Source organism: Pseudomonas sp. UYEF17 (assembly GCF_040546125.1).
Taxonomy (GTDB): Bacteria; Pseudomonadota; Gammaproteobacteria; order Pseudomonadales; family Pseudomonadaceae; genus Aquipseudomonas; species Aquipseudomonas putida_Z.
Window position 1 is genome coordinate 39,246 of record NZ_JBEPNE010000015.1, and the last position, 25,468, is coordinate 64,713.

At 64.4% G+C, this 25,468-nt stretch carries 25 protein-coding genes; 14 read left to right on the top strand and 11 right to left on the bottom strand.

Annotated elements, in window-relative coordinates:
* Positions 1-77 precede the first annotated feature (77 nt).
* The 3 genes from ABIB24_RS20025 to ABIB24_RS20035 all read left to right on the top strand — a co-directional run bounded on the left by ABIB24_RS20025 (position 78) and on the right by ABIB24_RS20035 (position 3,059).
* Positions 78-842, top strand: coding sequence for an SDR family NAD(P)-dependent oxidoreductase (locus tag ABIB24_RS20025; RefSeq protein WP_354317088.1), 765 nt, complete (start codon positions 78-80; stop codon positions 840-842).
* A 98-nt stretch (positions 843-940) separates the two neighbouring features.
* Positions 941-2,173 (top strand): ethanolamine utilization protein EutH, encoded by a 1,233-nt coding sequence (gene eutH, locus ABIB24_RS20030; RefSeq protein WP_025340163.1) that lies wholly within the window; start codon positions 941-943, stop codon positions 2,171-2,173.
* An 85-nt stretch (positions 2,174-2,258) separates the two neighbouring features.
* Complete coding sequence (locus ABIB24_RS20035; protein ID WP_137164578.1) at positions 2,259-3,059, top strand: helix-turn-helix transcriptional regulator; 801 nt, start codon at positions 2,259-2,261, stop codon at positions 3,057-3,059.
* 45 nt (positions 3,060-3,104) lie between these two features.
* On the opposite strand, the gene ABIB24_RS20040 is transcribed toward ABIB24_RS20035, so the two are convergent.
* Both ABIB24_RS20040 and ABIB24_RS20045 read right to left on the bottom strand, forming a co-directional pair.
* Positions 3,105-3,398, bottom strand: a complete 294-nt coding sequence (locus ABIB24_RS20040; protein WP_025340161.1) for an addiction module antidote protein — start codon at positions 3,396-3,398, stop codon at positions 3,105-3,107.
* The gene (locus ABIB24_RS20045) at positions 3,391-3,693 is read right to left on the bottom strand and encodes a type II toxin-antitoxin system RelE/ParE family toxin (protein ID WP_025340160.1); all 303 of its coding nucleotides are present in this window, start codon (positions 3,691-3,693) and stop codon (positions 3,391-3,393) included. The genes ABIB24_RS20040 and ABIB24_RS20045 overlap by 8 nt, the downstream gene beginning before the upstream one ends.
* Positions 3,694-3,869: 176 nt before the next feature.
* On the opposite strand from ABIB24_RS20045, the gene ABIB24_RS20050 reads away from it, so the two are divergent.
* On the top strand, positions 3,870-4,265 hold the full coding sequence (locus tag ABIB24_RS20050) for a hypothetical protein (protein WP_013973698.1): 396 nt from the start codon (positions 3,870-3,872) through the stop codon (positions 4,263-4,265).
* A 106-nt stretch (positions 4,266-4,371) separates the two neighbouring features.
* Positions 4,372-5,298 (top strand): DMT family transporter, encoded by a 927-nt coding sequence (locus tag ABIB24_RS20055; RefSeq protein WP_013973697.1) that lies wholly within the window; start codon positions 4,372-4,374, stop codon positions 5,296-5,298.
* Between the two features lie 127 nt (positions 5,299-5,425).
* On the opposite strand, the gene ABIB24_RS20060 is transcribed toward ABIB24_RS20055, so the two are convergent.
* Positions 5,426-6,598, bottom strand: coding sequence for an MFS transporter (locus ABIB24_RS20060; RefSeq protein ID WP_354317090.1), 1,173 nt, complete (start codon positions 6,596-6,598; stop codon positions 5,426-5,428).
* A gap of 106 nt (positions 6,599-6,704) precedes the next feature.
* Between ABIB24_RS20060 and ptrR the strand changes: the two genes are divergently transcribed.
* Both ptrR and ABIB24_RS20070 read left to right on the top strand, forming a co-directional pair.
* On the top strand, positions 6,705-7,598 hold the full coding sequence (gene ptrR / locus ABIB24_RS20065) for a putrescine utilization regulator PtrR (protein ID WP_354317091.1): 894 nt from the start codon (positions 6,705-6,707) through the stop codon (positions 7,596-7,598).
* Positions 7,599-7,722: 124 nt separating this feature from the next.
* Positions 7,723-7,851, top strand: a complete 129-nt coding sequence (locus ABIB24_RS20070; protein WP_009683677.1) for a PA1414 family protein — start codon at positions 7,723-7,725, stop codon at positions 7,849-7,851.
* A 189-nt stretch (positions 7,852-8,040) separates the two neighbouring features.
* On the opposite strand, the gene ABIB24_RS20075 is transcribed toward ABIB24_RS20070, so the two are convergent.
* Together ABIB24_RS20075 and speB are read right to left on the bottom strand one after the other, a co-directional pair.
* Positions 8,041-9,420: a sodium:solute symporter family protein gene (locus ABIB24_RS20075; RefSeq protein WP_025340155.1), complete on the bottom strand. Its 1,380-nt coding sequence runs from the start codon at positions 9,418-9,420 to the stop codon at positions 8,041-8,043.
* A gap of 278 nt (positions 9,421-9,698) precedes the next feature.
* Entirely contained in the window at positions 9,699-10,649 is a 951-nt protein-coding gene (speB, locus tag ABIB24_RS20080; RefSeq protein ID WP_025340154.1) for an agmatinase, read from the bottom strand.
* 225 nt (positions 10,650-10,874) lie between these two features.
* Between speB and ABIB24_RS20085 the strand changes: the two genes are divergently transcribed.
* From ABIB24_RS20085 to ABIB24_RS20095, 3 genes are all read left to right on the top strand, one after another.
* Positions 10,875-11,768, top strand: coding sequence for a LysR family transcriptional regulator (locus ABIB24_RS20085; RefSeq protein ID WP_025340153.1), 894 nt, complete (start codon positions 10,875-10,877; stop codon positions 11,766-11,768).
* Positions 11,769-11,907: 139 nt separating this feature from the next.
* Positions 11,908-13,473: a methyl-accepting chemotaxis protein gene (locus ABIB24_RS20090; protein ID WP_137164573.1), complete on the top strand. Its 1,566-nt coding sequence runs from the start codon at positions 11,908-11,910 to the stop codon at positions 13,471-13,473.
* 164 nt (positions 13,474-13,637) lie between these two features.
* The gene (locus tag ABIB24_RS20095) at positions 13,638-14,237 is read left to right on the top strand and encodes a tRNA-uridine aminocarboxypropyltransferase (RefSeq protein WP_085618605.1); all 600 of its coding nucleotides are present in this window, start codon (positions 13,638-13,640) and stop codon (positions 14,235-14,237) included.
* A gap of 128 nt (positions 14,238-14,365) precedes the next feature.
* Here ABIB24_RS20095 and ABIB24_RS20100 read toward each other — a convergent pair whose 3' ends face one another.
* The 3 genes from ABIB24_RS20100 to ABIB24_RS20110 all read right to left on the bottom strand — a co-directional run bounded on the left by ABIB24_RS20100 (position 14,366) and on the right by ABIB24_RS20110 (position 16,996).
* Positions 14,366-15,724 carry a TolC family outer membrane protein gene (locus ABIB24_RS20100; protein ID WP_085618603.1) on the bottom strand — a complete coding sequence of 453 codons (1,359 nt, stop codon included), beginning with the start codon at positions 15,722-15,724 and terminating at the stop codon, positions 14,366-14,368.
* A gap of 311 nt (positions 15,725-16,035) precedes the next feature.
* Entirely contained in the window at positions 16,036-16,401 is a 366-nt protein-coding gene (locus tag ABIB24_RS20105) for a YbaN family protein (RefSeq protein WP_025340149.1), read from the bottom strand.
* Between the two features lie 7 nt (positions 16,402-16,408).
* Complete coding sequence (locus ABIB24_RS20110) at positions 16,409-16,996, bottom strand: YecA/YgfB family protein (protein ID WP_025340148.1); 588 nt, start codon at positions 16,994-16,996, stop codon at positions 16,409-16,411.
* A gap of 246 nt (positions 16,997-17,242) precedes the next feature.
* On the opposite strand from ABIB24_RS20110, the gene recQ reads away from it, so the two are divergent.
* Both recQ and ABIB24_RS20120 read left to right on the top strand, forming a co-directional pair.
* Positions 17,243-19,390 (top strand): DNA helicase RecQ, encoded by a 2,148-nt coding sequence (recQ, locus tag ABIB24_RS20115; protein ID WP_085589121.1) that lies wholly within the window; start codon positions 17,243-17,245, stop codon positions 19,388-19,390.
* A gap of 150 nt (positions 19,391-19,540) precedes the next feature.
* The gene (locus tag ABIB24_RS20120) at positions 19,541-19,978 is read left to right on the top strand and encodes a MarR family transcriptional regulator (RefSeq protein ID WP_013973685.1); all 438 of its coding nucleotides are present in this window, start codon (positions 19,541-19,543) and stop codon (positions 19,976-19,978) included.
* A 115-nt stretch (positions 19,979-20,093) separates the two neighbouring features.
* Here the strand turns inward: ABIB24_RS20120 and ABIB24_RS20125 are convergent, their stop codons facing one another.
* Positions 20,094-22,280 (bottom strand): patatin-like phospholipase family protein, encoded by a 2,187-nt coding sequence (locus ABIB24_RS20125; protein ID WP_238066738.1) that lies wholly within the window; start codon positions 22,278-22,280, stop codon positions 20,094-20,096.
* 67 nt (positions 22,281-22,347) lie between these two features.
* Here ABIB24_RS20125 and ABIB24_RS20130 point away from each other — a divergent pair, with 67 nt between their 5' ends.
* On the top strand, positions 22,348-22,629 hold the full coding sequence (locus tag ABIB24_RS20130) for an Rdx family protein (RefSeq protein ID WP_025340145.1): 282 nt from the start codon (positions 22,348-22,350) through the stop codon (positions 22,627-22,629).
* A 1-nt stretch (position 22,630) separates the two neighbouring features.
* On the opposite strand, the gene ABIB24_RS20135 is transcribed toward ABIB24_RS20130, so the two are convergent.
* Together ABIB24_RS20135 and ABIB24_RS20140 are read right to left on the bottom strand one after the other, a co-directional pair.
* Positions 22,631-23,521, bottom strand: coding sequence for a DMT family transporter (locus ABIB24_RS20135; protein WP_137164571.1), 891 nt, complete (start codon positions 23,519-23,521; stop codon positions 22,631-22,633).
* A 184-nt stretch (positions 23,522-23,705) separates the two neighbouring features.
* A complete protein-coding gene (locus ABIB24_RS20140; protein WP_137164570.1) occupies positions 23,706-24,473 on the bottom strand; it encodes a helix-turn-helix transcriptional regulator in 768 nt (255 codons plus the stop codon).
* 131 nt (positions 24,474-24,604) lie between these two features.
* Between ABIB24_RS20140 and ABIB24_RS20145 the strand changes: the two genes are divergently transcribed.
* The gene (locus ABIB24_RS20145) at positions 24,605-25,417 is read left to right on the top strand and encodes a UDP-2,3-diacylglucosamine diphosphatase (RefSeq protein ID WP_085589115.1); all 813 of its coding nucleotides are present in this window, start codon (positions 24,605-24,607) and stop codon (positions 25,415-25,417) included.
* Positions 25,418-25,468 lie beyond the last annotated feature (51 nt).

The following is a 25,468-nucleotide window of genomic DNA, read 5'->3' on the forward strand; positions in this document are numbered from 1 at the left end:
TACCCCTGGGTATATTTACCGCGCTCATCCTCGGCTCTAGTTTGAAGCCACAAACATGACAACCGAGGAACACACCCATGGATCGATTGAAAGGCAAGGTGGCACTGATTACCGGCGGCGCAGGTGGTTGTGGCCTGGCCGCGTCGGAACTGTTCGCCGCCGAGGGCGCCAAGGTGGTGATCCTCGACTTGCCGACCAGCCAGGGCGAAGCCGTGGCGGCGCGCATCAACGCGGATGGCGGCCAGGCGCTGTTCGTCGCCGCCGATGTGTCGCAGGCCGACCAGGTGCACCGCGCCGTAACCCAGGCCCAGGTGCACTTCGGCCCGATCACCGTGCTGATGAACCACGCCGGGATCATCGCCGCCGGCCCGTTCCTCGAAACCAGCGAAGCGGAATGGGACCGGCTGATGAGCATCAACGTAAAAAGCATGTTCCTGGTCACCAAGGCGGTGTTGCCTGGCATGCTCGCCGCCGGCGGCGGCAGCGTGATCTGCACCTCGTCGATCTCGGCGGTGGTCGGCACGCCAATGGAGGTGCTGTATTGCACCACCAAGGGCGCCTGCCACATGTTCGCTCGCGCCCTGGCCGTGGAATACCGCGACCAGAACATCCGCAGCAACGCCATTTGCCCAGGCTTCATCGGCACCGCCCATGGCCGCCGCGAACTCGACCTGCTGCGCGGTTTTGGCGTGGACGCTTCCGACGAAGCGATCAAGACCATGCAGGGGCGCCTGTGCGAGCCGGCCGAAGTGGCCAACGCCGCGTTGTTCCTGGCCAGTGACGAGTCGAGCTTCGTCAGCGGCTCGCACCTGTTCGTCGACAACGCCTACACCGCCATGTAATGCCCGGCCGGCAGTACCCTGCCGGCACCAACAAGAACAACACGCAGCACCCTTCAATTCTGCCCACAAAGCCAATTCCAACAAGACAGAGGCAGCAGATGGAAAACATAGGCACTTACGTCATCTACGTGATCATGGTGTGCGCCGTGATCGGCGCGATCGCATCGATCGTCAATGCGGAATCCGAGCTGGCCAAGGAGTTCACCGCCGGCCTGCACAGCATTGGCCCGATCTTCATCCCGGTGGCCGGGATCATGGCCGCCATCCCGTTCATTTCCAGTTTCATCAGCCAGTTCATCGGCCCGCTGTTCCTGGCCATGGGCGCCGATGCCGGCATTGCCGGGCCGATCTTCATCGCCTCGGACCTGGGCGGCTACCAGCTGGCCCAGGCGCTGTCGCACAGCCCCGAAGGCTGGATCCTCGGCCTTATCACTGGCTTCCAGTGCGGTTCGACGGTGATCTTCGTCATCCCGGTGGGCCTGGCAATGCTCAACAAGGCCGACCACAAGTACATGGCGCTGGGCATCATGGCCGGGCTGCTGAGCATCCCGATCAGCATCGTGTTGATCGCCATGGGCATGCAGGCCATGGGCCTGGGCGTGCGCCCGGACATCGCCACGGCGGGCGCTGCGACCCAGGCGCTGCACTTCACCCTGCCGACCCTGCTGCGCAACCTGTCGCCGCTGATCCTGTTCTGCGTGGCACTGGCGGCGGCGCTGCGCTACTTCCCCAACCTCATGGTCAGCCTGTTCCTCAAGCTGGGGCAGTTGATGTACGCCGCCGTGACGCTGGTGCTGGTGGCGTCGATCGTCGAGTACTTCACCGGTGCGTTCACTTCGCTGTTCGGTGGCTGGGGCTTTGCCCCGATCATCGCCGACAAGGACGACCAATTCCGGGCGCTGGAGATTGCCGGCTACGTGGGTATCATGCTGTGCGGTGCGTTCCCGATGGTTTACCTGATCAAGCGTTTCCTGTCGCAGCCGATCGAAAAGGTGGCGTCGAAACTCGGCCTGTCGCCGGTGGGCGCGGCCGGTATCCTCGCGGCCTCGGCCAACATCCTGGCGATGTTCCGCCTGGTGGCCGACATGCCGCCGAAAGACAAGGTGCTGGTGATTGCCTTTGCCGTGTGCGCCGCCTTTACCTTTGGTGATCACCTGGCCTACTCGGCCAACTTCCAGCCCACGCTGATCGGGCCGCTGATCATCGGCAAGCTCGCCGGTGGCCTGCTGGGCATGCTACTGGCCTACTGGCTGGCGGTGCCCAAGGCACTGGAACTGGGCCGCCAGGAAGAAGAGGCCGGCCTGCTGCCCGCCAGTGCACCGTTGCACTGACAGGGCCAGGCATCGTTCAATGCCGTTCGGGCTTGCACAGCCGGGCGGCATTTGCGCCTTCTCCCACACCGCACGGGCCTCCGCAATGAACAGCGACAACGCCAACCGCCTGGGTGCGGTCATTCGCAGCATCGGCAGCGATGCACTGGGCCCGGCCCTCGACACCGCGCTCAAGGGCGTGGTCGATTTCGACATGAGCTGCGCCTACCTGTTTCGCTTCAACCAACCCGCGCTGCTGATTCATGACGGCTACAACCAGCGAGTCGCCGAACGTACGCTGAAAGCCTACCTGCGCGGCGGCTATCTGCTCGACCCGTTCTACGTCGCCTGTACCAACAACCACCCGGGTGGCCTGTGGCGGATGCGCGAACTGGCCCCGGACAGCTTCTTCGCCTCGGGCTTTTCCATCTCCCACGACATCCACCCCTGCGTCTCGTCGCACCACGGCAGCCTGATCGAAGAGATCGGTTTCATCGTGCCGGTAAGGCCACGGACCGCTCTGGTGTATTCGTTGATGCGTGGCCTGGACAAGGGCGCGTTCGAGGCCGAGGAGGCGCAGCGGCTGGCAGCGTTGACGCCAGTCATCGATGCCATTTTCAGGCAGCACCTGCGCCTGGCACATGCCGATGACCTGGCCGACCCGCAGGAGTCCGACAGCCAGTTGGAAGATGCTTTCGTCGATATCCTCCAAGGCCAGCTGACCGAAACCCAGCGGCATGTGGCCAAGCTGATCCTGCAAGGGCACAGCAGCCAGTCGATCTCACGCGAGCTGGGCATTTCGGAAGGCACGGTGAAAGTGCACCGGCACAACATCTGGCAGCGGCTGGGGATTGCCGGGAATGCGGAGCTGTTTCGGTTGTTCATCAACTATCTGGTCAAGCAGTAACCTGAGCGCGTTAACCGATCAGCTGAGAGCCGGCGTGTTCGTTTATTACCCAGCGAGGTGAGGCCGCGCCGTCATGTCTATTCCCAGCGCCTTCATCACGGTCAGGAACGACTTCAGAGTCGGGTTGCCATGCTCACTGAAAGACCGATAGAGCTGCTCGCGCGACAGACCGGTTTCTTTAGCCAGCTCGCTCATGCCTTTTGCACGCGCTACCACGCCTACAGCCTTGGCGACATAGCCGGCATCCCCGGTTTCGAGTGCGTCGGTCATGAACTGCGCGATCGCTTCAGGGGTAGTGAGGTACTGGGCGGGGTCGAAATCAGAGAAGGTTTCAGTCATTTTGCATCCTCCACGAACGCAGAATCTGGTGGGCTGCCTTGATGTCGCGCTGTTGGCTGCCTTTGTCGCCGCCGCAAAGCAGAATGACAAATGTGCTGCCAGCCTGATGGAAGTACACCCGGTAGCCAGGCCCATAGTGAACCCTGAGCTCACTGACGCCGTGGCCAACCGGTGATACGTCGCCAGGCAGGCCCTCCATCAACCGGTTGATCCGAGAAATGATTCGGGCTCTGGCACTAACGTCTCGGAGACCGGTCACCCAATGTCTGAAACTGCTGGATTCGATTTTTTTCATCGAGTGAATGTAGTTTATAAACTACAGGTGGCTAGACAGCAAATGGTTTCTGCCTGTTGCGGTACCAGCGGCTTCAGAGCGTGGCGTATCACTGTGCAAGATCTTTCGGAACACCACGGCTCACCGGCAGGTCCCAACCTGTGTACCCCTTCCGTCCACAGCAGGAGCCCGTAGCCATGAGCATCGCCTACGACTGGGACCTGATCGAGCGTTTGCTGCACGAGGTGCAGAACGGCGCCGGTCACAGCTTCACGCCACGCCCCTATGCCGAGCAGCACGCTGCGGCACTGGCTGCCAAGGGGGAGCCGGTGGGCGACCTAGACCACCTGAAAACCCGTGCCTGCGAGTACGAAAGGTTGTTGTTCGAGCGTGGTTTCATCGAAACCCGGCCCGAAGAGGATGGCGGCAATGGCGAGAACTTCGTGCTGACCGAGCGCGGTTCGCGGCTGATGAGCCTGATCGACAGCAGCATTCCCGGCTTCGAGCACCCGCGCCAGGTGCTGGACGAGCAGGAGGATGCGCTGGACGAAACCACCTTCGAGCAGGTGTCGGCGAAGGCACAGATTGCCTGAGGTCGTTTTGAGGCTGGCAAGGGCGGCCATGGAAACCCGATAATCGGTAGTTCCTGAACACTGCCGAGCCCTTGCCCATGCCAATGACCACCGCCGAGGCCCGCCTATGAGCGCGGCCCGCAAGAACCCCGATGCCTTTGCCTTCCAGGTGATGCTGGGGCTGTGCCTGATCTGGGGTTGCCAGCAGGTGTTGATCAAGACTGCCGCCATCGATATCGCGCCGGTGATGCAGGCGGCCCTGCGCAACGGTATCGCCGCCGTGCTGGTGGGCCTGATGCTGTGCTGGCGCGGGGGCTGGGAGCAGGTCGGCAGCACCTGGCGTGCCGGGGTGGTGGCGGGCGGGCTGTTCGGCCTGGAGTTCCTGTTCATTGCCGAGGGGCTGAAGCTGACCTCTGCGGCGCACATGTCGGTGTTCCTCTATACCGCGCCGGTGTTTACCGCGTTAGGCCTGCATTTCAGGTTGCCCAGCGAACGCCTGCGGCTGCTGCAATGGCTGGGGATCCTGCTGGCCTTCGGCGGCATTGCCATGGCGTTTGCCGGCGGCATGTCGTTCGAGCACATGGATGGCCGCACCCTGCTGGGGGATGCCTTTGGCGTGATCGCCGGGTTGGCCTGGGGGGCGACCACGGTGGTGGTGCGTTGCTCGCGGCTGTCGGAAGCACCGGCGACCCTGACCCTGTTCTATCAGCTGGCGGTGGGCTTTGCCGGGTTGCTGCTGATTGCCTTGCTCAGCGGCCAGATCGGCGCGGTGACGCTGACGCCGCTGGCGATGGGCAGCGTGCTGTTCCAAGGGATTGTGGTGTCGTTCATCAGCTACCTGACCTGGTTCTGGTTGCTGCGCAAGTACCTGGCGTCGAACCTGGCAGTGTTCTCGTTCATCACCCCGCTGTTCGGGGTGACCTTCGGCGTGTTGTTGCTGGATGAGCCGCTGAGCCTGAACTTTGTGGTTGGCGCGTTGATGGTGCTGCTGGGGGTGGTCCTGGTGAGTGCCGAGCCTTGGGTGAAGCAGCAGTTGCGTAAGTTTGTGGGGTGAGTTTTAGCCTGTTACGGCCTCTTCGCGGGTAAACCCGCTCCCACAGGGGCCGCACAATCTTCAAGGCCTGTGCAGTACCTGTGGGAGCGGGTTTACCCGCGAAGAGGCCGGCACGGGCAGCCACGATTCAGGATGCTGCCTCGGCCTGACAGGCGCTGCCCTGCTGTGCAGAACTGCCAAACAGCACCAGCCCCCCAGCCACCACCAACCCACCCGCGGCCACCATCAGCGCCGGCTGCAGCCCGCTGCTGTAATGGCTGCTGACCGCCGCCAGCAGCGGCCCACTCAACTGCCCCAGGGCAAAGCAGGCCGTCAGCAGCCCGGCATTGCGCTGCGTGGCATGCGGCGCCAGCTCCCGCGAACGTTGCATCACCAGCTGCATGCAGGCCAGGAACGGCCCGCCACACAGCACCACGCCCAACGCCAGCCCGACACCCCCGCCCATCAGGCAGGCCAGTACACCCAGCCCCTGCAGCCACAGGGTGGCCGTGAGCCAGGCCGAGGTGCGGCCGCCACGGCGCAGGCTCACCAGCAGCACCCCCAGCGCCGCCGCCAGGCCGAACGCCGGCCAGAACAGGTCGGCCAGCCACTGCCCGTGGAACTGCTGGTTGGCCATCTGCGACAGGAAGGTGGCCGGCAGGATGTAACCCACGCCATACAGCGCATACACCAGCCCCAGGCGGCCGATGCCGACACTGCGCGTGGGGCCCTGGCGTGCAGCCGACGGCACCGGCGCCGCTTGCAGCGCCCTTGGCAGCCAAGGCCGGACCGCCAGCAGCATCACCAGCGCGGCCACGGCATAGATCAGCCACAGTGCTGCCGAGCCCAGCCCCCACAAATGCGCCACCAGCGCCAGCAAACCCGTCAGCGCAATGCCCAGGCCGGGCCCCGCGAACACCAGGGCACCCAGGCGCTGGCGGTTGTTTGCATTGGCCACCTGTTGGCTGAGGCTGGTGATCATCACCAGCACCCAGGCGCTGGCCACGCCGGTGCCGAAGCGCAGCAGCAGGTGGCTCCAGAACCCGTCTGCGGCCCATGAGGCCAGGGTCAACAGCACGCACAGCCACAGCCCACCGTGCAGGCGCAGGCGCACCTGGCCCGGCGAGCGAGCGAACATGGCATCGACCGCGCCGATGAAGTAACCCAGGTAGTTGGCCGCGGCCACCAGCCCGGCGACCGTCAGGTCGAACTGGCCTTCGGCGATCAGTTGCGGCAGCTGCGGGGTCAGGGCGAAACGGCCGATGCCCATGGCCATCATCAGCGCCACGGCGCTGGCCAGCAGTTGAATGAGTGGCGACATGACGAGTCTCCTGCACTGATGTAAGCGATGGCTGGCAGGTTAGGGCGGTTTATTTTTCAATAAAATTGAATAATGATGATCAAGTTGTTCTGTTTTGGAGAATGCCGTGGAATTCAGCCAACTGCGTATCTTCCAGGCCGTGGCCGAGGAAGGTTCGGTCACCCGTGCCGCAGAGCGCCTGCATCGGGTGCCGTCGAACCTGTCGACACGCTTGCGCCAGCTCGAGGAGCAACTGGGTGTCGAGCTGTTCCTGCGCGAACGCCAGCGCCTGCAGCTGTCGCCGGCGGGCAAGGTGCTGCTGGATTACGCCAACCGCATGTCAGCCTTGCGCGACGAGGCGCTGGCCGCCGTGCGGGGCGGCCAACCGGCCGGGCACTTCGTGCTGGGAACCATGTACAGTACGGCGGCGACCCATTTGCCGGGGTTGCTGGCGCGTTATCACCAGGCCTACCCGGCGGTTAACCTGCAGGTGCGTGCGGCGCCCAGTGGCGAGTTGCTGGAAGGCCTGCTCAACCACACCTTGGACGTGGCCCTGGTAGATGGGCCACCGAGCCTGGCCGGGCTGGATGGCGTGCCGCTTTGCGATGAGCAGTTGGTGCTGATCACCAGCCCCGAGCACCCGGCGGTACACACTGCCAAGGATGTGGCGGGCAAGGCGGTGTTCACCTTCCGCCAGGGCTGCTCGTACCGCATGCGCCTGGAGGCCTGGTATGCCCATGCCCATACGCCAATGGGCCGGGTGATGGAAATCGAGTCGTACCAGAGCATGCTGGCCTGCGTGATCGCCGGCGCGGGTGTGGCGATGATGGCCAGGTCGATGCTCGACAGCCTGCCCGGGCGCGACCGGGTGCGGGTGCACCAACTGCAGGCGCCGTTCGATCAGGCGGTCACCTGGTTGATGTGGCGCCAGGGCATGCGCGGGGCAAATTTGCAGGCCTGGATCGACCTGCAACAAAGCGAAACGATTAACCAGTCGTCGGAATGCGCCGTTACGGCTTGATCCGTATCAAAATGGCCCGTATCTGTAGGTTTAGAGGCATGCGTAATACAGGACATAGGGCTATGATCTGTATGAAACATCGCAGGATTGAATTGCCGTGAGGCTGACCCGTCAAGGGGGCATTATGAATAAACCACTGTCCAACTGGCTCCACGACCTGGCTGTCGCCTTGGGGCTGATTCCACCACCCTTGCAGCCGGTGCCGATCCCGACTGATGAAGAGCAGCGCAAACGCCAACCGCGTCGTCGCTGATACAGACAAAGGCCGCTGCACCTGGGTGGGTGCAGCGGCCTTTTTGTGCCTGATGAAAATCTGTTGCCTGAACCGGCCTCTTCGCGGGTAAACCCGCTCCCACAGGTACCCCACAGCACTCGAGACCTGTGATATTCCTGTGGGAGCGGGTTTACCCGCGAAAGGGCCAGTACAGGCAGCCGCGATCTATCAGGCCAGCTTCACCGCCGCCACCGATTTACGCGACATCAGGCTGACCACCACAAAGCTCACCAGACCAACCGCCAGGCTGTAGTAGATCGGCGTATTGGCCTCCAGCCCATCCTTGAACATGAACAGCAGCGCGGTGGCAAAGCCCAGCGACATGCTGGCGATAGCCCCGGCGGTGGTAGCGCGCTTCCAGAAGATCGCCCCGATCAGCGGGATCAGCATGCCGCCGACCAGCAGGTTGTAGGCCAGGGTCAGGGCGTTGATCACATCGTTCACCACCAGGGCGATGCCCAGCACCACCAGGCCGGTGAGCAGGGTGAACAGGCGGCTGACGCCCAGGCTCGACGCCTTGCCGCCACGTAGCTTGGGCAGCAGGTCTTCGGTCAGGGTGGTCGACGCAGCCAGCAGGCCGGCGCTGGCGGTGGACATCATGGCGGCCAGCGCCGCTGCCATCAGCAGGCCACGGATGCCATCGGGCAGGGTGGTCTTGATCATCTCGGCAAAGGCATTGTTCGGGTTGGCCAGGTCGGGCATCAGCACATGCGCGGCCATGCCGATCGCGGCGCAGGCCAGGCCGTACAGTACGCAGTACACACCGGCGGTGGTGCCGGCGCGCTGACAGACCTTCTCGTCACGGGCAGTGAACACCCGCTGCCAGATGTCCTGGCCGATGAGGATGCCGAAGAAGTAGATCAGGAAGTAGGTGATGATGGTGTCCCAGCCAATGGTGGTCAGCTGGAAGCTGGCCGCCGGCAGCTTGGCCACCAGGGTGTCCCAGCCACCGGCCTTGTACAGGCACACTGGCAGCAGGATGAACATCAGGCCGACGGTCTTGATCACGAACTGGACGATGTCGGTCAGGGTGAGCGACCACATGCCGCCAATGGTCGAGTACAGCACCACCACACCACCGCCCAGCAGCAGCGAGGCCCAGAACGGCAGGTCGAGCAGCACCTGCAATACGGTGGCCATGGCCAGGGTCGAGGTGACGCCGATCATCAGTGCGTAGGCCAGCATGATCACGGCGCTGGCCTGGCGTGCGGCCGGGTTGTAGCGCTGCTCCAGCACCTGGGTCACGGTGAAGATGCGCAGGCGCAGCAAGGGTTTGGCGAGGAACAGGTTGAGGGCGATGATGCCCAGGCCCAGGGCTGCGCACAGCCAGAAGCCGGAGATGCCGTGGACGTAGCCCAGGCGCACGGTGCCGACGGTAGACGCGCCACCGAGCACGGTGGTGGCCATGGTACCCATGTACAGGACCGGGCCGAGGTTGCGCCCGGCCACCAGGTAGTCCTCGTGGGTTTTCGCGCGCCGCATGCCATACCAGCCAAGCCCGAGCATGCCGGCGGTATAGATCATTACAACAATGATGTCCAAGGCCATTGGGGGGTCTCCCGATTATCTTTATTATGGCGAGATCGACCACGCGGGCGGGTTCACGGCGCCCGGCGGTCTTGTCGTGTTGTTGGCGGGCCTCAATGGCCCTCCCATATGGCTCCTGCCGGGGTGTAGCAAGTACTGCGGGCGCTTTCTGTAGGAGCGGCCTTGTGTCGCGATCGGGCCGCAGAGCGGCCCCGGCAGCCTATGCGACACCGCCACAGTCCGGGGGCCGCCTTGCGGCCCGGTCGCGACACAAGGCCGCTCCTACAAAGGGCCGTCGTTTACCGGCGGACAACGCCCGGAAGCACGCAGAGCATCTCGAACAGCAGGTTGGCACCGAGCAGCGAGGTGTTGCCGGTGGTGTCGTAAGGCGGGGAGACTTCGACGAGGTCACAGCCGATCAGGTCCAGGCCGTGGCAGCCGCGAATGATCTCCATCGCCTGGATGGTGGTCAAGCCGCCGATTTCCGGGGTGCCGGTACCAGGCGCCCAGGCCGGGTCGATGCCATCGATGTCGAACGACAGGTACACCGGGCCACCGCCGACCTTTTCGCGCACTTCGGCCATCAGCGGTTCCAGCGACTTGTGCCAGCACTCTTCGGCCTGGACCACACGGAAGCCCTGGCGGCGGCTCCAGTTGAAGTCATCGGCGGTGTAGCCCTGGGCGCGCAGGCCGATCTGCACCACGCGCTCGCAATCGAGCAGGCCTTCTTCCACGGCGCGGCGGAAGGTGGTGCCGTGGGCGATCTTCTCGCCGAACATGTGGTCGTTGACGTCGGCATGGGCATCGATGTGCACCAGGCCGATCTTGCCGTGTTTCTTGTGCAGCGCCCGCAGGATCGGCAGGGTGATGGTGTGGTCGCCACCGAGGGTCAGCGGGATGATGTTGTGCTCGAGGACCTCGTCATACGCTTCTTCGATGATGCGCACGGCGTCCAGCAGGTTGAAGGTGTTGATCGCCACGTCACCGATGTCGGCCACCGACAGCGAGTCGAACGGTGCAGCCCCGGTGGCCATGTTGTACGGGCGGATCATCACCGATTCGGCGCGGATCTGACGCGGGCCGAAGCGGGTGCCGGAGCGCAGCGAGGTACCGATGTCCAGTGGCACGCCGATGAAGGCGGCGTCCAGGCCTTGGGCACTTTGCAGGTGGGGGAGACGGAGCATGGTGGCGATGCCGCCGAAACGCGGCATTTCGTTGCCGCCCAGTGGTTGGTGGAGGATCTTGTCCACGGTGGGCCTCATCAGTCGGTCGATTGTTCTGTTTGTTCGAACCTGTGCCGCCGCGCGCCTTCCAGGTGTGGTCTTGCCGGCGGGCAGGGACATTTCGGCCAAGTCTGCTGAAGGTAGTGCCGGGGAAAAATCGCTACCGGCAAATACTTAGTTCAGGAATTTCTGAACTAAAGGCCGGCAGAGCGGTTAGACTGCGCGCAAACACCCTTGCGGAACCGTTGCACCATGGCCTCGACCTTGCCCGACCTGAAACTGCTGCGCATCTTCGTCAGCGTGGTGCGCCACCAGGGCTTTGCCAATGCCCAGCGCGAGCTGAACCTGTCGACTTCGGCCATCAGCACCTACATGAGCCAGCTGGAAGGTGCCCTGGGGATCGTACTGTGCCACCGCGGCCGTGGCGGCTTCAGCCTGACCAGCAAGGGCGAGCTGTTCCACCAGGAAACCCTGCGCCTGCTGGCCGAGCTGGACGGTTTCGAACAGTACGCCGCCGCCCTCAAGGGCGAGTTGCGCGGCACCCTCAACCTGGGGGTGATCGACTCCACGGTCGGTGACCAGGCCTTGCCGCTGGCCGAAGCCATCGGCGCCTACAGCCAGGAACACCCGGCGGTGCACCTGCACCTGTCGGTGTCCAGCCCTTACGAGCTGCAACTGGGCGTGCAGGACAACCGCCTGGACCTGGCGATCGGGGCGTTTTCCTCGCGCATGAGCGGGCTGCTCTATCAGCCGCTGTACCGTGAGCAGCACTGGCTGTACTGCAGCAGCCGCCACCCGTTGTATGCCGAACGGCGCATCCCCGAGCAGGTGGTGACCCAGCAGCGCATGGTCGGGCGTGGCTACTGGAGCCAGGCCGAACTGGCCCGGCATGGCTTCAAGCACAGTGCGGCGACGGTGGAGAGCATGGAGGCGCAGTTGATCCTGATTCTCTCCGGGGCCTACATCGGCTACCTGCCCGAGCACTATGCCCAGGCCTGGGTCGACAAGGGCGACTTGCGCGTGCTGTCGCCGTCCACCTTCGGCTACCAGGCACCGTTTTCGCTGATCATTCGCCGCGGGCGCAGCCGCGAACCGTTGATCCAGACTTTCCGCGACCTGCTGAAAAGCCAGCTCAACGTGGGTTGAAGTCCGGCACATGCTGTATTTCGTCGGCCCCCGTTAAATTGTTGGTGCCGCTGACCGACAACATAATGGCGCCCTGCTATATATCAAATCAGTGTGTGCTGCTGTCTACCTCCCTTTCATCCTGCAAGGATTGCCCAAGATGCGCATGAATTTGCCCGTCACTGAGCACGAAAGAACCTTTCCCAACGATCAGCGCCTGATTTCCACCACTGACCTCAACAGCCGCATCACCTACTGCAACGACGCTTTCGTGGCGATCAGCGGGTTCACCTACGACGAGCTGGTCGGCCAACCCCACAACCTGGTGCGCCATCCGGACATGCCTCCGGCCGTGTTCGGCCACATGTGGGAAACCATCAAACAAGGCAAACCGTGGATGGGCGTAGTCAAGAACCGGGCGAAGAACGGTGATTACTACTGGGTCAGCGCCTATGTCACGGCCGTCTACGAGCAGGGCCGCATCAGTGGCTACGAGTCGGTGCGCTCGGTGCCCACCCGTGAGCAGATCCGCCGCGCCGAGGCGTTGTACGCGCGCTTGCGGGCTGGCCGCGCGCCGGTGCCGTGGGCGGCCCGTCTGGGGCATGGCCTGGGTCACGGTTGGCCATTGATCGGTGCGGGCCTGCTGTCGGCGGCAGGCTACCTGTGGCTGCCGCCCTACGCGGCGCTCGGGGTACTGATGGCCAGCCTGCTGCTGGCCTGGTATCTGGTCGAGCACCGGCAGAACCAGGCCATCCGCCGCACGCTGGCCGAGCACCCCAAGGCCTTCACCAGCCCGCTGGTGGCACTGACCTACAGCGACAACCCAGGCCTGCAAGGCCAGCTGGATCTTGCCATCATCAGCGAGGAAGCACGCCTGCAAACGGCCTTGACCCGCCTGGTGGATGCCGGGGTCGGGGTGAAGTCGCGGGCGGCGCAGTCCTCCGACTTGTCCGATGCCCAGGCACAGATGCTCGACCGCCAGCGCAGCGAGACCGACCAGTCCGCCGCCGCCATCGCGCAGATGGCGGCGACCATTCAGCAGGTTACCCATAACGTGCAGAGCACGGCGCACGCAGCGGGCGATGCCGACCAGCTGGCGCAGCAGGGCAGCGAGCTGGCCATGCAGAGCCTGCAAGCCATGGGCAGCATGAGCAATGCGGTCAACGACATCGGCCAGGCCGTCAATGCCCTGGCCGAGCAGACCCAGTCGATTGGCAGCGTGGTCGATGTGATTACCTCGATCGCCGAGCAGACCAACCTGCTGGCGCTCAATGCGGCGATCGAGGCGGCGCGTGCCGGCGAACAGGGGCGCGGGTTTGCCGTGGTGGCGGATGAGGTGCGATCGCTGGCCCAGCGCACCCGTGCCTCGACCGAGGAGATTCACCAGATCATCGCCTCGTTGCGCGCCGGGGCAGAGCGCGCGGTGAGCACCGCCAGCCGCGGCGAACAGATCTCGCGGGACAGCGTGCACAGTGTCGAGGCGGTGCAGGCAGCGTTGAGCGGGATTGCCCAGGCGGTCAGCCGCATCACCGGCATGAGCCAGCAGATGGCGACGGCGTCGGAGCAGCAGAGCCATGTGGCCGAGGACATCAACCAGCAGATCGTGCGCATAGCCCACCTGTGCGACCAGAGTGCCGGGCAGGCCAGGCAAGGCGCGGAAATCAGCCAGGACCTGGAGCGCATGGCGGAGTACCTGCATAGCCTGGCGGAGCGGTTCAACCGTTGAGATTGCCGGGGCCGCCTTGCGGCCCTATCGCCGGCAAGCCAGCTCCCACAGGATCACCACAGACCTGGGCCTTGTGCAATACCTGTGGGAGCTGGCTTGCCGGCGAATGGCCCGCAAAGCGGGCCCCGGTTCTGTGGCAAACTGTTCCCGCCAAGGAGAATCCCATGCCCAGACCCCGCTGCGAGCGCTGCCAGCGCCCGCTCGACCATTGCCTCTGCCCACTGATCCCCGCACTCGACAGCCGCACCCGCGTCATCCTGCTGCAGCACCCCAGTGAAACCACCCATGCCCTGAATACCGCCCGCCTGGCCGCCCTTGGCCTGAACAATGCCGAGTTGCGAGTAGGCGAGGTATTCGATGACCTGAACGAATTGCTGGCGACCCCCGGCTACCGGCCAGCCCTGTTATTCCCGGGTGACGACGCCCAGGAATTGGTGGCCTATGGCGAGACGGACGACCAACCCTTGCTGTTGATCGTGCCCGACGGCACCTGGCGCAAGGCGCGCAAGCTGTTGTACCTGAACCCGTTGCTGGAGGCGTTGCCGCGGGTGACGCTGGGGGCTGTCGCGCCTTCACGCTACCGCTTGCGCAAGGCGCCGGAGGCGGGGGCGTTATCGACTATCGAGGCGGTGGTGGGAGCGCTGAACGCATTGGAGCAGCCTGCCTGTTTCGATGCGCTGCTGGCACCGTTCGAGGCGTTGATCGAGGGGCAGATCAGGGCCATGGGTTTGGAGACGTTCCAGCGTAACCATGGTAGCGAGTGAGGGCAGGGGGCTGCTTTGCAGCCCATTCGCAGCACAAGGCTGCTCCTACAGATGTTGCGCGCTTTCCTGTAGGAGCAGCCTTGTGCTGCGAATGGGCCGCAAAGCGGCCCCAAAAATCTCGAACCCGATCAACGCATATCAGGCAAACGCGCCTCGGTGCGTACTTCGGTGGTAGCCAGCGCTTCCGGCGGCAGCGAAATACGCTGCTTGCTCAGCAGCTCGCCCATGGTCGCCAGCACGCGGTAGCGCGAGAACTCCTCGGTATAACGCACCTCGGTGTAGCGGCGGTCGGCGTTGTACAGCTCGTTTTCACTGTCGAGCACGTCGAGCAGGGTACGTTGGCCCAGGCCGAACTGGTCCTGGTAGGCAGCACGCACGCGCTTGGTGGTCTCGGCGTATTCACGCGCAGTCGGCAGCTGCTTGCTGGCGTTGTTCATGGCGTTCCACGCCAGGCTCAGGTTTTCGGTCAGCTCACGCAGGGCGTTGTTGCGGATGTCCAGGGCCTGGTTGATCTTGTGCGCGTCGGACTGCAGGCGAGCCTTGTCGCTGCCACCGCGGAACAGGTTGTAGTTCATCTCCACGCCAGCTTGCCAGTCGTTGTTGTTGTGGCCTTTCTCGCCGCCGGTGTTGTTGTTGGCACCGGTGGCCAGAATGGCGTCGAAGCGTGGGTAGAAGGTCGACTTGGCCACTTCGTATTGCTGCTCGGCAGCATTCACGTCAGCCTGGGCAGACTTGATGTACGGGTTGTTCTGGCGCATGCCGTCGCGGGCTTCGTCGAGGGTGCCAGGCACCTCGCCCTTGATGGTCTGCGGGCTTTCCAGCTCGTCCGGCATGCGGCCGACGACGCTGAAGAAGTTGGCCTCGGCATCGGCCAGGTCGACTTCGGCGGTGTCCAGGTTGTTTTCCGCCAGGGCGCGACGTGCGCGGGACTGGTCAAGGTCGGCGGTGCTGCCGACGCCGCGCTCGTTGCGCAGGCCGATCTGGTCGTTGACTCGCAGGTGGGCTTGCAGGTTGTTCCTGGCCAGGGTCACCAGTTCACGGCGCTTGAGCACTTCCAGGTACACCTCGACTGCACGCAGGGCGACATCCTGGGCAACGGCCTGGGTGTAGTAGGCGCGGGAGGTGGAGACTGCTTCGGTGCGGCCCACTTCATTCGAGGTGTTGAAGCCGTCGAAGATCATCTGCCGCAGGCGCAGTTCGGACTGGGTGTAGTTGAGGGTTTCCTTGTTGTGGTTGCCCTCGGCACGCGTCGTGGTGTTGTCCGAACGCTGGCGGCCATAGCCGGCGACCAGATCCACGGAAGGGTAGTAGCCACCACGCGCGAACTTCACATCTTCATCGGCCGACAGCTTGCTGTTGCGGTTGGAGCTGACCTGCGGGTGGTAGTCCACGGCGCTCTGGACAGCCTCGGTGATCGACATCGCCTGTACGTTGGCACTCGCCAGGGCCAACAGTAATGCACTGGTGATGGGGTTCAAAACGCGCATGCTACATCTCCCTGATTCTGGAATTTATCCTGCTGATCGCCAAAAAAATGACGATAAAGTTATTGCATATAGTGTTGCAGGTTTTTAATAACACAGCTAAGTACATTCAACGCGATAGATAAGAAGATTTCTTCATATCAAATTGCCATATAATATATAAATTGTCTAATGGGCTCGCAGAAGGACCCAGGGAATGGCAGCGGAAAAGTCCATGAAAGCCAATTAATACGGGGGCTTAACAGAGTTCCAGAATCATTTCGGATAAGGAGAATAATCGTTAGGCGAAATTGATATTTGGCGACAAAATATTGTCACTTTGGCTTGTGCAAAGTTTTCTGGCTGAGGATGTACAGGCTTACCAGTACGGCGCTGGTCAACATGAAGGTGCGCGCCCAGAACAGGGGCACCAGATAGCACGACAGGCCGATGCTGGCCCACATCAGGCCGATGGCGTAGACCTTGCCCTTGAGGGGGATGCCTTCACCACTGAGGTAGTCACGGATCCATGGCCCGAGCTTGGGGTGATGGACCAGCCAGTGGTGAAAGCGCGGCGAGCTGCGGGCAAAGCAGGCGGCCGCCAATAGCAGGAACGGGGTGGTGGGCAATACCGGCAGGAATATCCCCAACACCCCCAACGCGACGCTGAGCCAGCCGGTGGCCAGCAGCAGGTAGCGCACAGGCGACTTAGTGGTGGCGTGGCTTGAGCAGCGCCGGTTTTTCGTCTGGGGCATGCAGCAGCAGGAACAGCGCCGTCAGCGCTTCGGGGATCTGTACGATCATGTCGTCCTGCAGGTTGGCGTTGCTGGCGATGTCGGCGAACTCCGGCTGCTCGTCGAACAGGCCCGAGCCGACCATGATCGGCAGCAGCATCTCGCTGACTTCTTCCTCGGCGTTCTCGAACCAGGCCTCTTCACGCAGGAATACGCCTTCCATGAAGCCGATGCACCAGCCGCGCAGGTCGGAATCGTCCGGCTCGTCGGTCAGGTCGAGGTCGCATGGCAGCTCGAACTCGTCGTCGCTGGCCAGCTGGCGGGCAATGTGCGCTTTCAGCGCCACCAGGGTGGCCTCGATCTCGGTGCGCTGAGCATCGCTGGCGTAGTGCGGCTCTTCAGCGAACAGGGCGTCGATCCACTCGCGCTCGGGCACTTCCTCGGCATTGATCGAAAGGGCGGTGAGGTAGCCGTGGGCGGCGACATAGTCCAGCGCTTCCTCGTGCAGCTCGTCGGCGTCGAGGAAGGCTTGCAGGCGGGTCAGTTGCTCGGCGAAGGACATTACAGGGCTACCTTGGGGAATAAACGATAACGAATTCTAGCACCTTGCGACGGCGGCGGGGTAAAGGGAACGTCTATCGCCGTGGTGCCCTGCGCGGGGCGGTGCTGCGGTATACTCCGCGATTTTTCATCCAGGGGCAGGGTTTGCCGGCTACCTGGCAAAAACCGCTTACGCATTTGGCGTGTGCGGGGCGGGTTTTTCGTCCAGCCTGTATCCGGGATGGTACGGCGATTTGTGGAGTTGCACATGCTCGAACAGGCTCAGCGCGTTCTCAAGGACGTCTTCGGCTACGACAGTTTCCGCGGGCGCCAGGCAGCGATCATCGACTGCGTGGCCAATGGCGGCGATGCCCTGGTGCTGATGCCCACCGGCGGCGGCAAGTCGTTGTGTTTCCAGGTGCCGGGGCTGCTGCGCCCGGGCCTGACGGTGGTGGTCTCGCCTCTGATCGCGCTGATGGACGACCAGGTCGCCACGCTCGACGAACTGGGTGTGCCGGCCGCTGCGCTGAACTCCACGCTGACCCCGGAGCAGCAGCGTGACCTGGCCGGGCGCCTGCGCCGTGGTGAAGTGAAGATGCTGTACCTGGCGCCGGAGCGCCTGGTGCAGCCGCGCATGCTCGACTTCCTGCGCGACCTGGACATCTCGCTGTTCGCCATCGACGAGGCCCACTGCGTGTCGCAATGGGGCCACGATTTCCGCCCCGAATACCTGCAACTGGGCCAGCTGGCCGAGCTGTTCCCGCATGTGCCGCGCATTGCGCTGACCGCCACCGCCGACATGCGCACCCGCGAGGAGATCGTCCAGCGCCTGCACCTGCAAGGCGCAGAGCGCTTCCTGTCGAGTTTCGACCGGCCCAACATCTTCTACCGCATCGTGCCCAAGGAGGCGCCGCGCAAGCAGCTGATGGCGTTCCTCGGCGAGCGCCGCGGCAACGCCGGTATCGTCTATTGCCTGTCGCGCAAGAAAGTCGACGAAACCGCCGCCTTCCTCTGTGACCAGGGCTTCCCCGCGCTGCCGTATCACGCCGGCCTGGCTGCCGAGACGCGTGCGGCCAACCAGCACCGCTTCCTCAACGAGGAAGGTCTGATCATGGTCGCCACCATCGCCTTCGGCATGGGTATCGACAAACCCAACGTGCGCTTTGTCGCCCACCTTGACCTGCCCAAGTCGCTCGAGGCGTACTACCAGGAGACCGGCCGTGCCGGCCGTGACGGGTTGCCGTCCGATGCCTGGATGGCCTACGGGCTGCAGGACATGGTGATGCTCAAGCAGATGCTGCAGAACTCCGAAGGTGACGAGCGCCACAAGCGCATCGAGCAGCACAAGCTCGACGCCATGCTGGCCCTGTGCGAAGAAACCCGCTGCCGCCGCCAGTCGCTGCTGGCCTATTTCGACGAAACCCTCGAGCAACCGTGCGGGCACTGTGACAACTGTGTCGACCAGGTGCAGACCTGGGACGCCACCGAGCCGGCCCGCCAGGCGCTGTCGGCGGTGTTCCGCACCGGCCAGCGCTATGGCGTCGGTCACCTGGTCGATGTGCTGCTGGGCAAGGACACCGAGAAGGTGCGCAATTTCGGCCACGAGAAGCTCTCGGTGTTTGGCGTCGGCAAGGGGCTGGCCGAAGTCGAGTGGCGTTCGCTGTTCCGTCAGCTGGTGGCGCGCGGCCTGGTCGACATCGACCTGGAAGGCTACGGCGGCCTGCGCCTGTCCGACAGCTGCCGGCCGCTGCTGCGTGGCGAAGTGACCTTGCAGCTGCGCCGTGACCTCAAGCCGCAGACCACCGCCAGGACTTCGTCGTCCAGTGGCGGCAGCCCGGCCAGCCAGCTGGTGCGTGCCGAAGAGCGCGAACTGTGGGAAGCGCTGCGTACCCTGCGGCGCAAGCTGGCCGAGGAGCACAGCGTGCCGCCCTACGTCATCTTCCCCGACTCGACGCTGCTGGAGATGCTGCGCAGCCAGCCGGTCAGCCTCAGCGACATGGCCCAGGTCAGCGGCGTGGGTGCGCGCAAGCTGGAGCGTTATGGCCAGGCCTTCCTCGAGGTGCTGAACAACAGCGGCGGCACCGACGAAGCGCCGAAAGTGGTACTCGACCTGCGCCACGAACTGGTCAGCCTGGCCCGTGCCGGCATGACTCCGGCGCAGATCGCCGGGCAGCTCAACTGCAGCGAGAAGAACGTCTACAGCCTGTTGGCCGAGGCGTTGGGCCGCCAGGAACTGAGCCTGGAACAGGCCCTGGACCTGCCGGAAGACCTGTTGATGGAAGTGCAGGATGCCTTCCTCGATGGCGAGGGCGAGCTTCCACCGGTATCGGCGATTGCGCCACTGTTCGGGGCGCGGGTACCGGAGGGCGTGCTGTACTGCGTGCGGGCTGCGCTGGCGGCCGAGTTCGAGCTGTAAGTGACGACAGGATCGAAGGCAGAACTGCCATCTGCTGACCTTTGTCATGTTTTTTGACGATTATCGAACATTCCAGGGTGCCCGAGCCTTGCCTCGTGGGACGGGCCATGGTTAGCTGCCTAATAATTAGATCTGTTCAATGAGTTGCTTATGCCCCTGACCGACAACCAACACCGCTTCGGCATGCAGCTGGCCCAGATGTCCCGGGGTTGGCGTGCCGAGCTGGACCGCCGCCTGGCCGGGCTCAACCTGTCCCAGGCGCGTTGGCTGGTGTTGCTGCACCTGGCCCGTTTCGAAGAGGCCCCGACCCAGCGTGAGCTGGCCCAGAGCGTGGGCGTCGAAGGCCCGACCCTGGCGCGCCTGCTCGACAGCCTGGAGGCGCAGGGGCTGGTACGCCGGCAAGCGGTGCTGGAAGACCGGCGGGCGAAGAAGATTGTGCTTTGCCCGCCGGCCAAACCGCTGATCGACCAGATCGAGACCATTGCCAATCAACTGCGGGTAGAGCTGTTCACCGGGGTTGACGAGGCGGAGCTGCAGGTGTGCATGCGGGTGCATGCCAAGATCCTGGCCAACCTGGAGAAATCCTGAGGGGCCTGGGGCCGCTTTGCGGCCCATCGCGACACAAGGCCGCTCCTACAGGGGATCGCGTACTCCTGTAGGAGCGGCCTTGTGTCGCGATGGGCTGCAAGGCAGCCCCGACGGTTCAGAAGGTATGCCCAAGGTTCAGGTACACCGCCTGCTCATGCGCACTGTTGGCCCCGTAGCTCAGGTTCAACGGCCCCAGCGGCGTCTCCAGCCCCAGGAAGATGCTCGCCGCATTGATGTAGCCACTGTCGAAATCGTTGTCGTTGTTCCACGCCCGCCCTCGCTCCAGCGACCCGCCGATGTACAGCGGGAAGTCCAGCGGCACGTAGGCCCGTGGTGTCAGGCGGCGGTAGTAGACCATGCGCATCAGGCTCACGTTCTGCCCCGACACCGAGTCCTGGCGGAAGCCTGACAGCTCCCGCGCGCCACCCAGCACGAAGCTCGACGTCACCACTTCGGTATCATCCAGCGTGCGCCCGTAGCGCCCGCCCAGCACGAAGGTGTTCGGCCCGCTGCTGAGGGCCTTGTCCAGGTTGAACATCCACTGCCGGTAATCCTGGTCGGAATCCAGCGACTGGTCATACTTGCGCAAGGTCAGGCCGATATCCTCGCCGCTGTGCGGGAAGTACACGTTGTCGAGGGTGTCGAACGAGTACTTCAGCTCGTAGAAACCTTCGTTGAAACTGACCTTGGGCAGGTCCTGGTCGCCGATGCGTACCTCGGCCTCGCCCCAGGCCTTGCCCACGCCCAGGCGCACTTCGCCGTTGGTGCCGATCTGCCGCCCCACGTTAAGGCCAAAGCCGTAACGCTCCAGGCGGTACTCGGCCACCGGGTCGTTGTCCAGGGTGGCTTCGATGTTCTGCGAGCTGAAGTCCAGGTACGGCGCGATGAAGTAGCGCGAGCCCACGTCCAGCGGCTGGTAGAACTCGCTGTACAACTCCTGCTGGTCGCCGATCTGGCCACGGGTCAGCCATTCGGCGCCGAGGCTGTTGATGCCGTTGACCCGGTAGCTGGCGCCCAGGTTGAAGGCGCTGTCGCCGCGCAGGTCGTCCGACAGGTTCAGGCCCAGGCGCAGGTAGTCGGTGCCACCGCGTCGGCCGCGGGCGTTGATCACCAGGGTGTTGTCGTCGCCCTTGTGCACCACGCGGTACTGCACCCGGTCGAAGTAGTCCAGGCCGTACAGCGTGCCCATGTCGGTCTGCAGGCGGCCTAGCTCCAGCGGCGCATCGATCGGTTGGCGGATGTACGAGCGGATGACCTCGTCGCTGACCTTGGAGTCGTTTTCGATCCTGATCGCGGTGATCGTCGGCGTGCGTTGGCGCGGCGAGCGGGCCACGGCCAGGCTGCTGTCACCTTCGGGCTGGCGCAGGGCGGCAAGGCGCGGGTCGAGCAGGCGGGTGGCGCGGTAGCCGGCCTCGATCATTTCCCGGGCGCGGCCAAAGTCGGTGACGCCAAAGGCGGTCAGTGGTGGCTGGATGAGGATGTCGTCGCGGTGCAGGCTGGCCAGTTGTTCTTCCGAGTTGCGCCGGGTCATCAGGGTGATCGACTGGTTGAGCACATCGACCACCGTGGCCAGCTGCTTGCGGTCACGCAGCGGGGTGCCGATGTCGACCACGATGGCCAGGTCCACACCCATTTCGCGGGCGACGTCCACCGGGATGTTGTCGACCATGCCGCCGTCCACCAGCAGCCGGCCGTCCAGTTCGACCGGGGCGAACACCGCCGGGATCGACATGCTGGCGCGGATCACCTGGGGCAGGTGGCCACGGCGGAACACCACCTTTTCGCCGCTGGCGATGTCGGTGGCCACGGCGCGGAAGGGAATGGGCAGCTTGTCGAAGTCACGGGTGTCGGCGGTATGCGCCAACTTGCTTTCCAGCAGCAGCGCCAGGTTCTGGCCCTGGATCACCCCCAGCGGCAGGCCCAGGCTGCCGTCGTCGCGAAAGCTGAGCTTCTGCTTGACCAGGAAGTCGCGGTCATCCTGCTTGCGCCGGAACGGCACGTCCTTGCGCGGCGGGGCATCGGACAGCGCCTGTTGCCAATCGAGGGTGGTGGCGAGCTTTTCCAGCTCTTCGACACTGTAGCCCGAGGCATACAGGCCGCCGACCACCGCGCCCATGCTGGTTCCGGCGATGGCGTCGATGCGCACGCCCTGTTCCTCCAGGGCCTTGAGCACACCGATGTGGGCCAGGCCACGGGCCGCGCCCCCCGACAGCACCAGGCCAACCTTGGGCCTGGCCGGTTCGGCGGCGAATACCGTGAGGGAGGTGAGGGTGAGCAGGAAACAGAACAGCAAACGGCGCATCGTGAGTCTCAAACCGTGGGCTAAAGACCGCTAGTATAAGCGGCCCCTCACCTGGAGATGCCTCACCATGGCCGACAGCAAACCGGAAATCGTCATCACGTATTGCACCCAGTGCCAATGGCTGCTGCGTGCCGCCTGGCTGGCCCAGGAACTGCTCAGCACCTTCACCGACGACCTTGGCCGGGTGGCCCTGGAGCCTGGCACCGGCGGTATCTTCCGCATCACCTGCAATGGCGTGCAGATCTGGGAGCGCAAGGCCGACGGTGGCTTCCCCGAAGCCAAGGTGCTGAAGCAGCGGGTGCGCGACCAGATCGACCCGCAGCGCGACCTGGGCCACAACGACCGCTGAATCAGGCGCCCTCGGCCAGCGGCCGCTGCCTGGGCGGTTGCTCGGCGGCCAGGCGGCTGGACAGCACGATGGCGAAGATGATCAGCGCGCCGCCCAGCAGCATGCGCAGGGTCGGGGTTTCGGCGAACACCACCCAGGCCACGGCAATGCCGTAGACCGGTTCCATGCCGAATACCACGGCGGCGGTGCGCGCCTTGATCACCGACAGGCTGGCGACGAACAGGCTGTGCGCCACGCCTGTGCAGAAGATGCCGAGCAGGGCGATCCACAGCCAGTCCATGGTGGCTACGCCGGCCAGGTCCGGTGCCGCGAACGGCAGCAGGCACAAGCCCACCACCAGGTTCTGCCACAGCGCCGCCTGCACTGCAGGCAGGCGGCCGGAGCCGGCGCGGTTGGTGAGTGACAGCAAGGAGAACAGCAGCCCCGACAGCAATGACCAGAGCAGGCCGCCGGTGGCTTCACTGGCCAGGTCGAATGCTGGTGTGACCAGTACCAGGCCGATGCTGACCAGCAACACCAGCGAAGCCTCGTTGCGGCGGATGCGTTCGCGGAACAGCAGGCCTTCGAGGATCACGGTAAAGGCCGGGAAGCTGGCGAAGCCGAGGGTGGCGATGGCCACGCCGGCGACCTTTACCGCGATGAAGAAACTGACCCAGTGCCCGGCCAGCAGCACGCCGCCGAGCAGCAGGCGGCGGGCGTCCTGGCCGCTCAGGCGTTGCCAGCCCGGCCCGGCCAGGCTGGCGAACAGGGCCAGGGCGAGCACGGCGAAGGCGGCGCGGCCGAAGACGATGATCGCCGGGCTGGCGCTGGCGGCCAGTTTGCCGAAAACGCCGGTGAGGCCGAAGAACAGCGCGCCGATGTGCAGGGCGCCGAGGGCGGTGCGGTGGTTCATGGGTGGTCCTTGCTCAAGATCTCTACTGGCTGTGCCGGCCTCTTCGCGGGCATGCCCGCTCCCACAGTTACTGCACCGCTTTTGAAGCCTGCGCAGTACCTGTGGGAGCGGGTTTACCCGCGAAAGGGCCGGCACAGGCAAAGTGTATAGGCACAGGCAAAGGCGGTCTGTCGCAAGACTGGCGTCAATTGTCGCCAGACTCTCGCCGCAATGCCAACGGCGTACACCCGAACGCCCGCAACATCGCCGCCGAAAACGCACTCTGCGAGCTGTACCCCACCTGCGCCGCAATCTCCCCCATCGGTAGCAAGGTCTGCATCACCAGCCGCCGCGCCTTGAGCAAGCGCCGCTGGCGAATGTAGTCCATCGGCGTCATCCCGCATTCTGCGGTAAAGCGCGCATGCAGGCGGGCACTGGACAACCCGGCGATGCGCGCCAGGTCAGCCACTTGCAGCGGGTAGGCGGCATGCCGCTCGATATGCGCATCGAAGGCGGCATAGGGCAGGCGCTGGCTGGCTGCGACGCTGGCTGCTGCCGTGGGGTTGAGGCTGGCCAGCAGCAGCGCTGCCCCTTGCCGGGCAATCAGCGGGTCGTGCATGGGGCTGGTCGCCAGCCAGTCCACCAATTGCTGCTGGCGCTCGTCCAGGCCCAGGGCGGCGGGGCGGTCGAGCAGGCGGCGGCTGGCATCGGCATGTTCGCCCAGTTGCTCGCGCAACCAGTGGTCCCCTGGTACATCCAGCACCAGGCAATCGCTGCCGCCATCGCTGGTGCAGGTGTGATGGGCGCCCGCCGGTACCACGATCAGCCCCTGTCGATCGATCCCGGCGCCATGCCCCTGCACCTCGAACTCCAGGCGACCGCGCAGGCCGAACACCAGTTGCGGGTGTTCGTGGCTGTGGGCGATCAGGCTGTCGCGGTAATGGCGCAGCGAGAGGATCGGGCCGGCGGTCATGGGGAGAGTCGTCCTCGCAGGGCAGAACCGCATTGTGCCTCATTCCCTGCAGTCCATCACTCGTAACGGTTTTGCCACTGCGCTGTCATCCGCGCCTGCCAGTCTCCAGCAAACTGCGCCGGAGCCTGCCCATGACCCATGCCGAACTGTCACGTCCCTCGCGCAAGCAACGCGTGCGTACCCTGTGGATCTCCGATGTGCATCTGGGCACCCGCGACTGCCAGGCCGAACACCTGTCGCAGTTCCTCAAGGGCTACCAGGCCGACCGCATCTACCTGGTGGGCGATATCATCGATGGCTGGAAGCTGCGCGGCGGAATCTACTGGCCTCAAGCCCATACCAACGTGATCCGCCGCCTGCTGACCATGAGCAAGCGCGGCACCGAGGTGATCTACGTCACCGGCAACCATGACGAATTCCTGCGCCGTTACTCCAAGCTGATGCTCGGCAACATCCAGCTGGTGGACGAGGCCGAGCACCTGACCGCCGATGGCCGCCGCCTGCTGGTGATCCATGGCGACCAGTTCGACGTGATTACCCGTTACCACCGCTGGCTGGCGTTCCTCGGTGACCGTGCCTACGAGTTCACCCTGGTGCTCAACCGCTGGCTCAACCACTGGCGTGCCCGCTATGGATACGGCTATTGGTCGCTGTCGGCATACCTGAAGCACAAGGTCAAAGGCGCGGTGAACTTCATCAGCGACTTCGAGGATGCCATTGCCCACGAGTGCACCCGCCGCGGTTTTCATGGGGTGGTGTGTGGGCATATCCACCATGCCGAGATTCGCCAGGTGGGGGAGGTGGAGTACCTCAATTGCGGGGATTGGGTGGAGTCGTGCACGGCGCTGATCGAGCATTGGGATGGCACGATCGAGCTGTATCGGCTGGCGGAGGCGCAGGCGCGTGAAGCGCAGGCAGCGGCGGCGGTGCGCGAACCGGCGTAGGGGTTGAGGGCCAAGGGGGCTGCCTTGCAGCCCTTTCGCGACACAAGGCCG